At 57.7% G+C, this 11,919-nt stretch carries 12 protein-coding genes; 6 read left to right on the forward strand and 6 right to left on the reverse strand.

The features are described 5' to 3' along the window. Positions 1-84 precede the first annotated feature (84 nt). From AC0V61_RS07115 to AC0V61_RS07130, 4 genes are all read right to left on the reverse strand, one after another. Positions 85-618, reverse strand: a complete 534-nt coding sequence (locus tag AC0V61_RS07115; protein ID WP_486156561.1) for a CarD family transcriptional regulator — start codon at positions 616-618, stop codon at positions 85-87. A 294-nt stretch (positions 619-912) separates the two neighbouring features. After that, complete coding sequence (fdxA, locus tag AC0V61_RS07120; RefSeq protein WP_486156562.1) at positions 913-1,251, reverse strand: ferredoxin FdxA; 339 nt, start codon at positions 1,249-1,251, stop codon at positions 913-915. A 130-nt stretch (positions 1,252-1,381) separates the two neighbouring features. Beyond that, a complete protein-coding gene (locus AC0V61_RS07125) occupies positions 1,382-1,678 on the reverse strand; it encodes a S4 domain-containing protein (RefSeq protein WP_486156563.1) in 297 nt (98 codons plus the stop codon). Between the two features lie 7 nt (positions 1,679-1,685). After that, the gene (locus tag AC0V61_RS07130) at positions 1,686-4,421 is read right to left on the reverse strand and encodes a helicase-related protein (RefSeq protein ID WP_486159481.1); all 2,736 of its coding nucleotides are present in this window, start codon (positions 4,419-4,421) and stop codon (positions 1,686-1,688) included. Between the two features lie 326 nt (positions 4,422-4,747). Between AC0V61_RS07130 and AC0V61_RS07135 the strand changes: the two genes are divergently transcribed. The 6 genes from AC0V61_RS07135 to AC0V61_RS07160 all read left to right on the forward strand — a co-directional run bounded on the left by AC0V61_RS07135 (position 4,748) and on the right by AC0V61_RS07160 (position 9,671). After that, complete coding sequence (locus AC0V61_RS07135) at positions 4,748-6,508, forward strand: peptidoglycan DD-metalloendopeptidase family protein (protein WP_486156564.1); 1,761 nt, start codon at positions 4,748-4,750, stop codon at positions 6,506-6,508. A 69-nt stretch (positions 6,509-6,577) separates the two neighbouring features. After that, a complete protein-coding gene (hemB, locus tag AC0V61_RS07140; RefSeq protein WP_486156565.1) occupies positions 6,578-7,573 on the forward strand; it encodes a porphobilinogen synthase in 996 nt (331 codons plus the stop codon). Next, positions 7,566-8,126, forward strand: coding sequence for a GNAT family N-acetyltransferase (locus AC0V61_RS07145; RefSeq protein ID WP_486156566.1), 561 nt, complete (start codon positions 7,566-7,568; stop codon positions 8,124-8,126). The genes hemB and AC0V61_RS07145 overlap by 8 nt, the downstream gene beginning before the upstream one ends. Beyond that, a complete protein-coding gene (locus AC0V61_RS07150) occupies positions 8,101-8,676 on the forward strand; it encodes a GNAT family N-acetyltransferase (protein WP_486156567.1) in 576 nt (191 codons plus the stop codon). The genes AC0V61_RS07145 and AC0V61_RS07150 overlap by 26 nt, the downstream gene beginning before the upstream one ends. Next, positions 8,673-9,266 carry a gamma carbonic anhydrase family protein gene (locus tag AC0V61_RS07155; RefSeq protein ID WP_486156568.1) on the forward strand — a complete coding sequence of 198 codons (594 nt, stop codon included), beginning with the start codon at positions 8,673-8,675 and terminating at the stop codon, positions 9,264-9,266. Before AC0V61_RS07150 ends, AC0V61_RS07155 begins: the two co-directional genes overlap by 4 nt. Positions 9,267-9,278: 12 nt before the next feature. Then, positions 9,279-9,671 (forward strand): VOC family protein, encoded by a 393-nt coding sequence (locus tag AC0V61_RS07160; protein WP_486156569.1) that lies wholly within the window; start codon positions 9,279-9,281, stop codon positions 9,669-9,671. Positions 9,672-9,676: 5 nt separating this feature from the next. On the opposite strand, the gene AC0V61_RS07165 is transcribed toward AC0V61_RS07160, so the two are convergent. Both AC0V61_RS07165 and AC0V61_RS07170 read right to left on the reverse strand, forming a co-directional pair. After that, positions 9,677-10,189: a DUF1993 family protein gene (locus AC0V61_RS07165; protein ID WP_486156570.1), complete on the reverse strand. Its 513-nt coding sequence runs from the start codon at positions 10,187-10,189 to the stop codon at positions 9,677-9,679. Between the two features lie 51 nt (positions 10,190-10,240). Then, a complete protein-coding gene (locus AC0V61_RS07170; RefSeq protein ID WP_486156571.1) occupies positions 10,241-11,836 on the reverse strand; it encodes a cisplatin damage response ATP-dependent DNA ligase in 1,596 nt (531 codons plus the stop codon). Positions 11,837-11,919 lie beyond the last annotated feature (83 nt).

Here is an 11,919-nt window from a genome sequence, read left to right on the forward strand (position 1 = left end):
CTTGCCAGGGTGCAGTATCGACCAACGAAAAAGGGCCACCCGTACTGGGCAGCCCTTTTTTGTCGAACATAGATGAGGAGCCGCTCAGCTCTCTTCGGTGTTCTCGTAATATTGCGGAGCGTGCTCGCGAAGAACCTCAAGGATCTTCTCAAGCGCGGTCGCCTCATCGGTTTCTTCCATCGCACCCAATTCACGGGCAAGACGGCTGGAGGCTGCTTCGAAAATTTGACGCTCTGAATAGCTTTGCTCTGGCTGATCATCAGGGCGGAAGAGGTCGCGGGTGACTTCTGCGATTAGAACGATTTCGCCTGAGTTGATCTTCGCTTCATACTCTTGCGCACGGCGTGACCACATGGTGCGCTTCACTTTGGGCTTGCCTTTGAGCGTTTCCATCGCCTCTTTGAGCGTCTTGTCGCTGGAGAGCTTGCGCATCCCGATCGATTCAACTTTGTTGGTCGGCACGCGGAGCGTCATGCGCTCTTTTTCGAAACGCAGGACATACAGCTCAAGCTGCATTCCTGCGATTTCTTGATTTTCGAGTTCAATTACACGGCCAACGCCGTGCTTAGGGTAAACAACATAATCGCCAACAGTGAAGGCGGGCGCATTGCTTGCCATGCGAATTCCTTTCTAGTGGCCTCCAGCGATAAACCTAACCGACGAGGATTTGAGCCGAATTTCGCGCAAGGCCACCGCACTTCGAAGGTGAAGTGGGAACCGGGCGAAAACCCTTTTCAAATTGTCGTTGCTGGTACTTGGCCTTTCTGATTCTGACTGCCGCGGTTGGGACCAACCAACCCGGTTGATGTATTATATAGCACATCTGCAATAAAATTGCGAGTCGCAGTCACGTAAGTCCCAAAACGGGGCTCAATCCATCAGATTTGATTAGAGCTCTTAATCACCTTCACCCTAATCACCCTCACCGGGCGCCTCGGAGAAATACTTCTCAAACTTGCCCTCTTCGCCCTTGTGCTCATCAGCATCTTCGGGCGGGGCTTTCTGGCTTGTGATGTTGGGCCATTCGGCAGAGAACTTGGTGTTAAGTTCAAGCCATTTCTCAAGACCGTCCTCGGTATCGGGAAGGATCGCTTCTGCAGGACACTCTGGCTCGCACACACCGCAGTCGATGCACTCGGCTGGATTGATGACGAGCATGTTCTCGCCCTCATAGAAGCAATCCACGGGGCACACTTCTACGCAGTCGGTGTATTTACATTTGATGCAGTCATCTGTGACGACGTAGGTCATGCAAAAATGTCTTTCTTTGTGTCCAATGCAAGTGACGCAATTGACAGGAATCGCGAGTTCCGCGCTGCTAATGGCAAGAGGGGGTTATGGTCAAGTTAAACGGGGCCGCCGCCAGGCAATTGGGCCCGTCCTAACCGCCGCGATCATACTCCTCGTAAAACGTCTTGGCCAAAGCCGGCGATGCGCGCCGCTTGGGTAAGGCCACCAATTCGATGATCCTAACCTCGCCGCCCACTACCAGTGTCAGCACATCGCCAATAGCGATTGCCTCACTCGCGCGCTGCACATGCTTTCTATTGCGCCGCAAAGAACGCCCTTCAATCATCGCGCGGGCAGCAGAGCGGGTACGGGCAAAGCGCAGGTAAACCAAAAGCCTGTCTAGACGCAGAGTCTCAGGCCTTAAGTTTTCCTGCGCGCCGTCCGTCATCAGCGCCTCATGGCTTTAGCAGGTCTGCCAGTTGGTCGAAGGCCCCGCCAGCGCGTGCCGGGCCAAAGTCGGGCTTGGGCCGATTGGGTTTGCCGCCGCCACGCTTGGGCTTCCCGCGCTGATCTTTGCTGTCCTTATCACGGCCACCCTGCGGCTTGCCTTTGCCTTTGAAGTTCTTGCGGCCAGCTCCTTTTCCCTCGGGCTTGCCTCGGTGCCGGTTTTGCCCGCGGCGTGAATCCCTTCGGTCGTCACCAGCGCGCTTGGGTCGCCAAATCCAGCTGTCGGGAAGAACAGGCCCGTGCTCGCCTTCGGCCAATGCTTTGGGTCGTTGGACACGGAAGCCTGCGCTGCCAAGCAAGCGGCGGGCATTCTCCTCTTCGAGCCCGATTGAAATGGGAAGCGATAGATCGAGGTGAAATCTCGCGTTTCGAGGTTTCACCGGCTTCGATTTGGCTGGCTCTGGAGCAGATTTCGCCTCTCCCTCTGCCGCGCTAGCACCTGCATCGCTCACAGGCTTTTCTTCAGCAACCTTTGGTGCAGCTGGCGCAGGCTGTTCGCCCGCTTTAGCTCTTGTATCAAAAGCTGCCCGCAGGATTTTCTCTGCCAAGTCCACACGGATCACTTGCGAACCTGCCAAACGATAGCCTGCTGGGATTGTCTGGCTTTCGGAAATTACGGGCAGCATCGCATCCTGCAGCGGGCGTTCATCAAGGCCGAGCGCATGGAGCAGTTGCCGCGGTGCTGGCTTTAATAGGTCCCGCGCAAAGATATCGAGAGCGCCAAAGGTCACGCCAAGCTTGCGCAAAAACGGGCGCATTTCCTTCGGAAGGTGCTCAAGTCCCGCCTTCTCTCGAGCCACCACACCGCGCGCATCAATCAATGTCACAAGCATAGCGCGCGCTTGGCTTCCTGCATTGGGGTCTTGCGCCGCTTCGGAGAGTTTACGCAGTGGTTCAAGCGGGGCAAGTTTCTCGGCAAGCCATGCTTTGAGACCCGCCTCCAATTTCTCGCGTGCCGCGTCGGGTAGAGCGGAAATCTCGCGTGGGAATGTCAAGCGTGGCTCCCCAAAATCATCGGGGATCTCGATTTTCGCAAGCTCGCGGCCCAGCCAATGGATCGCGCCTTTCTCAAGTACCAAGTCTTCAAGGCCCGCGGCCAGCAATTGCTCTGCGCGCTGCGTTAGAATACCGGGGAGCGCCTTTTCGCCAGCGGCCAGCAGCATCTTGCGGTCAGCAACACCCGCATCGGCATCCACCGAAAAGCGGAAGCCGTCGAGCCGTCCAATGGTCTCGCCCTCGACGCTTACGCGGCCATCGGGTTCAAGTGTCACGGGGAGGCTTGCGCCGTCTTGCCCCAGAGATTTCATCAAAATTGTTGTCCTTCGATTCACAAATCGTTCTGTCAGCCGCGCATGTAGCGCATCCGATAGCCGCGCTTCCACCCCTCTTGCGCGCGCGGCCATTTCATCGCGGGCCAGCACCCAGTCGGGCCGCTGGCAAATATAGGCCCAGGACCGGATTGCGGCGATCCTGCCCTGAAGCGTGTCGATATCGCCCCCTGTGCGATCCAATTCCGCGATCCGAGCTGCCACAAAGTCTGCGCCCAAATACCCTTCGCGCAAGTCCTGCCATAACCTGGCAACAAATCGAGAATGCGGATCGACGCCAAGCTGGCGGAAATCGGGGAGGGAGCACGCCTCCCAAAAACGGCGCACGCTGCCATGGCCTTTGACGCTGTCCGCGATGGGTTCGCTCGCCAAACGCTTGAGAACAGCAAGGTCGATTGCTTCTGGTGCGGGTTTGAGAACCTCATTTTGCGGCTTGGACTCCAAGTCACCGATCAGCACTGCCAGCGTATCAAAACGCGGTTCCGCTTCGCGCCAGTAGAGTTTGGTCAGAGGCGCAAACTTGTGCTCTTCAATGGCGTAAATTTCTTCTTCCGAAAATTCGATTGGTGCACCCGTTCGGCTACCCCCTCCGGTAAGCACGCCAAACGTTCCATCGGTTTGGTGACGCCCCGCGCGCCCCGCGATCTGCGCCATTTCGGAAGGGGTGAGACGCCGCTTGCGCCTTCCGTCGAACTTTGTGACAGCAGCAAAGGCAACGTGGTGCAGGTCAAGGTTAAGCCCCATGCCAATCGCATCGGTTGCAACAATGTAATCTACCTCACCGCTTTGGAAGAGCTCGACCTGTTTGTTGCGCGTCTCAGGTGAGAGCGCCCCCATCACCACCGCCGCGCCGCCGCGAAATCGCTTCAATGCCTCCGCCATGGCGTAGACCTGCTCGGTTGAGAAAGCGACGATGGCGCTGCGAGGGGGAAGGCGTGAGAGTTTGCATTCGCCTGCGTGGCTGAGGGTGGAGAAGCGTGGCCGTTCAACCATCTCCGCGCCGGGGATGAGGCGCTTTACGATCGGCTCGAGCGTCGCTGAACCCAGGATCATGGTCTCTTCACGCCCGCGTGCGTGCATCAGGCGGTCGGTGAAAATGTGCCCGCGCTCAGGGTCTGCCCCAATTTGCGCCTCATCAATGGCAACAAACGCATGCGGGCCGTTTGCTCCCATACCCAGCCGGTCCATCGCCTCCATTGTACAGCAGAAATAACGCGCATCAGGCGGCTCAATTCGCTGCTCTCCGGTGATCAGCGCGACCGCCTTGTCACCCTTTATCGCGCGCACCCGGTCATAGACCTCTCGCGCCAAGAGCCTCAGCGGAAAACCCATCATGCCAGAGGAATGCGCGCACATCCGTTCAATCGCGAGATGTGTCTTGCCCGTGTTGGTGGGTCCGAGCACTGCGCGGACCCGGCTATCATTGGGTGATCTGTTGGGAATCTGAGAGGTCACGCGTAAAGCTGTGTCAAACACTCGCCTTAAGAGCAATCCTTCGAAGCGTCCCGCATGGGGATTTGCGCCCGACAAACTCTGGCGCGCGTAGGTAAAACACCTTATCGCACTGCTGACTCCTTTGGCCGCGTGTTAAGTTTACATTTACCATGTTTCGCCATGGAAGGAGTGCAAAGGTTTGACTTCTCTCGATAGAGGACAAACCCGGTGCAGTGGGAAGGCGAGAATTGGACCAATCAGGCGATATTCCCAAGAGCTCGTCAGCGGGCTCTGATGGTGAAGAGCCGGGCCTTGACGAGGCCCGCGCGCCTGATGCTGTGCTAGATTCTGCCTTAACTCCGACCGATAGCGCTGCAAAAGGCGGGATGGACGAAGAGACCGCCCGCAGTTTCGCCCCATACCTTGCCAATTCGATGAAAGCCGCGCCTCCCACAGGCTCGCGCAAAGTCAAACGCCAAGTCTTAGCCCGTGTCCAAGGTTGGGGCGCACGTTATGACGAATGGAAGCTGAGTGTTAGCAATTGGTTTGACCAATTCGACCTAGCGCCCGACCTTGCTGAAAACATTGGAAGCCGCCGCTGGTTTCGCGGATTGGCAACAATGGTGGTATTGGGCGCAGTGGCGCTCGCATTTTGGCCAAGTCTGACGCCGCTCCAAGCTCGCTCTGCCATTCCCGAGGGCGATGACATCCGTGATGAATTCCGCAGCCAGATGATTATGCCTCTGGCGCTCGGGGCAGACAGCGGACGCCGGATGGGTCCGACGGCAGCTGTAACCCCGCTTGAAAGCGCACCCGAGCGCCCGCAAATCGAACTTGTGGCGACCCTTGCAAAGGGTGATAGCTTCTCAACTATGCTGCGCCGCGCAGGAGTATCAGCGACCGATATTGGCCGAGTGAGCGCCTTGATCGGCGATGCCATGCCTCTCTCTGAAATCGAAGAGGGCACCAAGATGGATATAATCCTTGGCCGACGCGACGCTCAGAGCGAGAGCCGTCCGCTCGATGCGCTCGCATTTCGTGCACGCTTTGACCTCGAGCTGAAAATTGCGCGTGCTGGCGGTGACCTTGAGACAGGCGAACCAGGAACACTCTCGCTTGAGCGCAACGTAATCCGTGTCGATGATACACCCTTGCGCGTCCGTGGCCGCGTTGGCTCCAGCCTCTATCGCTCCATGCGAGCAGCAGGTGTTCCAGCAAGCGCTGCGCAAGACTATCTTCAAGCGCTCGATGACCATATCGAGCTTGACCGCGAGGTGCGCTCCACAGACGAGTTTGACATCATCATCGCTTACAGGCGCGCAGCTACGGGTGAACGCCAAGCGGGCAATTTGCTCTACGCCGGGATCGAGCGCGAGGGTAAGCCCAAAACTCAGCTTATGCGCTGGGGTGATCAGGGGCGTTTCTACGAAGCCTCAGGAGTTGGCGAACAACGCCGAGGCCTTGTTGCGCCCGTCCCAGGGCCCGTTTCCTCGCGCTTTGGTATGCGACGCCACCCAATTCTTGGCATTCGCAGATTGCATGCAGGGCTCGACTACCGCGCACGCCATGGTACGCCGATCGTGGCAGTGACTGATGGCACCGTGACTTCTGCAGGTCGTGCGGGTGGTTGCGGTATCACCGTGCGCCTTCGACACGGCTCAGGGCTCGACACGCGGTATTGCCATATGAGCCGCATGGCCGTGCGGCGCGGACAGCAGGTTAAGCGCGGCCAAGTCATAGGATATGTGGGATCAACAGGGCTCTCAACCGGGCCTCACCTCCACTATGAGATGTATCGCAATGGTCGCGCGATTAACCCGGCTAGTGTTGATTACGTCACCCGCGCGGTGCTTTCAGGGACAGAACTCCTCGATTTCCGTCGCCAACTCATAGAACTGCGCGAAGTCGAACCCGGCGCAGCGCTTGAGGATCTTGAACAACTTCCCAGCGAAGTGGATGAACCGACGCGCGAGATCGAAAAGATTGCGCCAGGCACAGCGTCTGATTGATCATTCTTGACAGCAACCATTGTCAACATGCGTTGATTGCGCTTTCAAATTCGGGCAGACCTTGCGCCCATGACAGCAAGCTATCCCAACACCCGCCTTCGCCGCACCCGAGCCTCGGCTTGGTCCCGTGCGCTCCACCGTGAGCACTTGATTACGCCCGCCGACCTCATTTGGCCGATGTTTGTGACTGAAGGTGACGGTGTTGAGGACCCCATCGGTTCGCTTCCCGGTGTCTCGCGCTGGTCGGTTGACGGAATTGTGAAGCAGGCCAAAGAAGCCGTGGCTCTGGGCATTCCCGTGATTGCATTGTTCCCCAACACTCAGCCAGACCGCCGGTCCGAAGACGGGGCCGAGGCGTATAACCCCGATAACCTTATGTGCCGCGCGATCCGCGCGGTCAAAGACGCCTGCGGCGATGATGTAGGCGTGCTGACGGACGTAGCGCTCGACCCTTACACCAGCCATGGGCAAGACGGTCTAATCGATGATGCAGGCTATGTCCTTAACGATGACACGGTTGCGGTGCTTGTCGATCAAGCGCTCAATCAGGCGGAGGCAGGCGCTGATATCATTGCCCCGTCCGACATGATGGATGGGCGCATTCACGCTATCCGCATGGCGCTTGAGATGAACAGTCACCCCAATGTTCAGATCATGAGCTACGCTGCCAAATACGCTTCAGCCTTTTATGGACCTTTCCGCGATGCCGTTGGCTCGGGCGGCCTCCTCAAAGGCGACAAAAAGACCTATCAAATGGACCCGGCAAACAGCGATGAAGCATTGCGAGAGGTGGGAATGGATATCGCCGAGGGCGCAGACAGCGTGATGGTGAAACCTGGGCTCGCCTATCTCGATATCATCTACCGTGTGCGCGAGCAGTTCAGCGTCCCCGTGTTCGCCTATCAGGTGAGCGGGGAATATGCGATGCTTGAAGCTGCACAATCGGTTGGCGCGGGCGACCGTGACGCGCTCCTCATGGAAAAGCTGCTTGCGTTCAAACGTGCTGGAGTGAGCGGTGTTCTGACCTATCACGCACCGCTGGCTGCGCGTCTCCTTAATGGCTGACCTTTTCTACCATGAGACCGAGCGGTTGATCCTGCGCGATTGGCGCGAGGAAGATTGGGCACCGTTTTGGGAAGGCACCAATACGCCTGCGGTCATGGAATGGCTTGGCGGGGTTTTGGATGAAGAGGGCAGAGCGGGTGCGCGGGCGAGGCTCGAGAAGTATCAAGCAGACCATGGCCACACATTCTGGCCGGTGATCCGCAAAAAGGACGGGGCCGTGCTTGGCTTTTGCGGCCTCAAGCGCTGCACTGATGAGAACGGCCCCTTTGGCATGATGGAGGCCGGCTGGCGGCTTCGCGAAGATGCTTGGGGGCGGGGCTACGCCAAGGAGGCAGCGACCGCGACATTCAACCTCGCCTTCGATCACTTTGGGGCAGATGAAACCATCGCGATGACGTTTGAGGGTAATACAGGCAGTTGGGGCCTCATGAAGCGATTTGGCATGACCCGGCGCCCTGATCTCGATTTTGCAGAAACCATGTGGTCGCAGGACTATGGCACTGTCATCGTCTATTCGATCACAAAGGATGAGTGGTTCGCGCGGGGTGACTGATATCATTCTGGAAACGCAGCGGTTGATCTTGCGCACTATCGACGAAGGTGACGCGCCGCTGCAAGACCGATACCTCAACACTGCTGCAGTTATGGAGCATTTGGGCGGGGTAAAAGAGCTCCACGAGATCGAGGCAAAACACGCCAAAGCCATGCAGCTTTATGCGCGCGAGGGTTTTTCCTTTCTGATGCTGGTTGAGAAGGCGACGGGCGATCTTGTCGGCCATGCCGGGATCAAGCGGGTCGATCATCCCAACGCTCCCAATCAAGGCGACCACGAAATTGGCTGGTTGATCCGCGAGGACCGCTGGCGGCGCGGCTATGCCTATGAGGCGATGCGCGCAGTGATCGATTGGGCATTTGGCCGCGTGGATGCACCGCATGTGGCCGCGATCACCAATGAGCCGAATATCGGTAGCTGGAAGCTGATGGAGAAGCTGGGCATGGAGCGGCGCAAGACCCTGGACTTTACCGATGATCAATCGGCGGGCACAAGCGAACTTCTCATCCAGTATTCACTCACAAAAGCCCAATGGGAACAAAGCCAATGACCACATCTGCTCCTTCATATCCGGGCGTGAACATTATCCCGATCAATGGGAAGTCTCCCAAGATCCACGAAACCGCGTTTATCGCGCCCGGTTGCACCATCATCGGTGATGTCGAAATCGGCGCGGAAAGCTCGATCTGGTACAATTGCGTCCTTCGCGCTGATGTATCGACGATCCGGATCGGAGAGCGTACCAATGTTCAAGACGGCAGCGTTCTTCACTGCGATGGACCAAAACCGGGCACTGAGGACGGCTGTCCTCTGATCATTGGTGACGATGTTCTGATCGGCCATATGGCGATGGTCCACGGCTGCACCATTCATGACCGCGGCTTTGTGGGGCTCGGCGCGATTGCCATGAACCAATCCGTCATCGCCTCAGACGCTATGCTGGGCGCGGGCGCGATGCTTACCGAACGCAAAGTTATGGGCGAGCGCGAGCTTTGGGCAGGCCGCCCTGCGAAATTGATGCGCGAGCTTCCTGAGCCTGCCATTGCCGGCATGCAAATGGGCGTTGCGCACTACACCGAAAACGCCAAACACCACGCCGAGGCTGTGGCGGCCGCGTTCAATGGGGCAATAGGTGATTGAGGAGCAAACGCGATGACACAGATGTATATCACGCTGGGGTCCAACGATCTGGAGCGCTCGCGCAAATACTATGACCCCGTGATGGAGGCGCTGGGAGCCAAATTCGCGTTTGAATATGAAGCGATGACCTTCGCTTACAAATTCCCCGATGGGTTTATGGTCTGGGTGACCAAGCCGCAAAATGGCGAAGCGGCCTCATGCGGCAATGGGCACACTGCCGGCCTTTTCGCCGCCACACCCGAGGCTGTCGATGCAGCGCATGCCGCCGCTCTTGCAAACGGCGGCAGCGACGAGGGCGCACCGGGTCCAAGGCCGCTTTACGGTCCTGACTTTTACGGTGCTTACGCCCGCGATCCCGAAGGCAACAAAATGGGCTTTGTCACCACGGTTAAGCAGGAAGACTAGGGCGCTTAGCTTGGCGCTTTGAAGTATTGCATCATGTGCGGGATGAAATCGGCCTTACCGATCTCCAGGCCCTGCATCCGCAAAATCGCATAGGCCATGGAGAGGTGGAAATAGAAGTTGGGGAGCGAGAACTCGCGCACATATTCCTCAGCGCTCATCTCAAAGTTGTACGCGCCATCGCCAAGCGAAAACTCCATGCGGCTGTCGGGTGAGGGCATATCCTCTGCGGAAATTCCATCAAGCATCTCAGATGTTTGCGCGATCAACGCCTTAGCTTCAGCAAAAGTGGCAGGCGGCTCCATGCTCCAGTCGTTTTCTGCAACACCGAGCCGTTTTGCTGTGTCACCCGGAATATTGGTCACGAACTTAATCTGGGTCGCCAAAGGGTGCATGTCGTCGGCAAGTTTCACCTGAAGCAGCGCCTCTCCAGCCTCGTGCGCTTCGGCTTTTGCGAGCATCGCGCTCAAAGTGCCCAAACGCGAGCGGTAGGTTGCAACGGATTGGTCGTAAAGGTTCATGGAAATTCTCTCCTTGAGACCATCCATAACGCCTTTGCGCGGGGTGCCAACCTAATCTCTGATCAGCGCCCTTAGTGCCTCAATCCGGTCCGCTTCATGCACCGGTTTGTCCCATCTGATGCGGTGAATGCGCGGGAAACGCATGGCGAGGCCTGACTTATGCCGTTTGGAGGAATGCACGCTGTCAAAGGCGACTTCGAACACCAAGGCTCGCTCCACCTCGCGGACCGGCCCAAAGCGGTTGAGCGTGGTCTGGCGCACCAGCTTGTCGAGTTTTTTGAGCTCTGCATCGGTGAAACCGGAATAGGCCTTGCCCACGGGAAGCAGCTCTGCGCCCGTATCGGGATCACCATCCCAGCAGCCGAAGGTGTAATCGGAATAGAAGCTCGACCGCCGCCCGCTCCCGCGCTGCGCATACATCAGCACACAGTCGATCAGAAGCGGATCGCGCTTCCATTTGTACCACAGGCCCACTTTGCGCCCCGCAATGTAAGGCGCGTCGCGGCGCTTGAGCATCAAACCCTCAATGGCGTCATCGCGCGCACCCTCGCGGATTTCGACAAGGTGCTCAAAATCGCGTGCTTCCACGAGCGCCGAGATATCAAAATGGGAGGAAGGCAGCTTTGGCATCAATGCCTCAAGCGATTTGCGACGCTCTTCCCAACCCTTTTCGCGCAGGTCTTCGCCCTCGACGATCAAAGCATCGTAAAGGCGTACAAAGGCCGGTGCCTCGGCGAGCATTTTCTTGGATACAGTCTTTCGCCCCAAACGCTGCTGGAGTGCGTTAAAACTCGCAGCACCACCCGCTTCCCCGCCCTGAGTGGCACCGCGCACCAAAAGCTCACCATCGAGCACTGCGTCGATCGGTAAGACATCGAGCAATTCCGGGAAAGTCGCCGAAATATCGTCGCCAGAGCGCGAATAGAGCCGCGTTTCGCCCGAAACCCGCACCAGTTGCACACGGATGCCATCCCATTTCCACTCAGCGGCGTAGTCCTTGAGATCGACTTGCATTTCCTCAAGCGGGTGCGCGAGCATAAAGGGGCGAAACATGGGGCGGCCCGACACGTCAGGGGGATCAGCTCCATGCGCCCCCCATGCAAATAGCTCTGAATAGGGCGGCTCCAATGCGTGCCAATATTCCTCGACCTCATCGACATTGACGTCAAAGGCTTGAGAAAATGCCGTCTTGGCAAGCCTTGCCGAGACGCCAATGCGCATACCCCCGGTCGCAAGCTTGATCAGTGCAAAGCGACCGTTGGCGTCAAGACGGTCGAGCAGTTTTGGTAATTCTTTCAACGCTGTATTGCGATTGAGCCCTGAGAGAAACTCTACAACTTCGCTGACGCTTGGTGGGTTTTCATCGGGAGAGACGTCTTGCGGCCACAACAAGCTTGCCGTTTCCGCTGTATCACCCACAAAGTCGCGGCTCAGGCTCCACAACAGCGGATCCACCCGGTCTTTCATGAGATTGCGGATCGTGGAGCTTTTGACGCCGGGAAAGTCCAGCTCTCCCGTCAGCGCGCCCAAGGCCCAACCACGGTCCGGGTCAGGTGTCTCACGCAAGTATTCTGCAATCAGCGCCAGCTTGCGATTGCGGCTGGTGGTGTAGACAAGCGTATCGAGAAGGGTGGCAAAGGCTTTCATCGGCCCAATGAGACCTCTTCATCGAAGGGACATGTGCAAGCCTTGAAGGAATGTGCCAAAGGAGCGCCAAGCGCCCATTCTAG

Source organism: Erythrobacter sp. JB1-4 (assembly GCF_057365025.1).

Bases quoted from the DNA above. Each gene is read 5' to 3' on its own strand.
- AC0V61_RS07115 (WP_486156561.1), bottom strand. From the start codon at position 618: ATGGCAAGCAATGCGCCCGCCTTCACTGTTGGCGATTATGTTGTTTAC.
- fdxA (WP_486156562.1), bottom strand. From the start codon at position 1,251: ATGACCTACGTCGTCACAGATGACTGCATCAAATGTAAATACACCGAC.
- AC0V61_RS07125 (WP_486156563.1), bottom strand. From the start codon at position 1,678: ATGACGGACGGCGCGCAGGAAAACTTAAGGCCTGAGACTCTGCGTCTA.
- AC0V61_RS07130 (WP_486159481.1), bottom strand. From the start codon at position 4,421: ATGTGCGCGCATTCCTCTGGCATGATGGGTTTTCCGCTGAGGCTCTTG.
- hemB (WP_486156565.1), top strand. From the start codon at position 6,578: ATGACAGCAAGCTATCCCAACACCCGCCTTCGCCGCACCCGAGCCTCG.
- AC0V61_RS07145 (WP_486156566.1), top strand. From the start codon at position 7,566: ATGGCTGACCTTTTCTACCATGAGACCGAGCGGTTGATCCTGCGCGAT.
- AC0V61_RS07150 (WP_486156567.1), top strand. From the start codon at position 8,101: ATGAGTGGTTCGCGCGGGGTGACTGATATCATTCTGGAAACGCAGCGG.
- AC0V61_RS07155 (WP_486156568.1), top strand. From the start codon at position 8,673: ATGACCACATCTGCTCCTTCATATCCGGGCGTGAACATTATCCCGATC.
- AC0V61_RS07160 (WP_486156569.1), top strand. From the start codon at position 9,279: ATGACACAGATGTATATCACGCTGGGGTCCAACGATCTGGAGCGCTCG.
- AC0V61_RS07165 (WP_486156570.1), bottom strand. From the start codon at position 10,189: ATGAACCTTTACGACCAATCCGTTGCAACCTACCGCTCGCGTTTGGGC.
- AC0V61_RS07170 (WP_486156571.1), bottom strand. From the start codon at position 11,836: ATGAAAGCCTTTGCCACCCTTCTCGATACGCTTGTCTACACCACCAGC.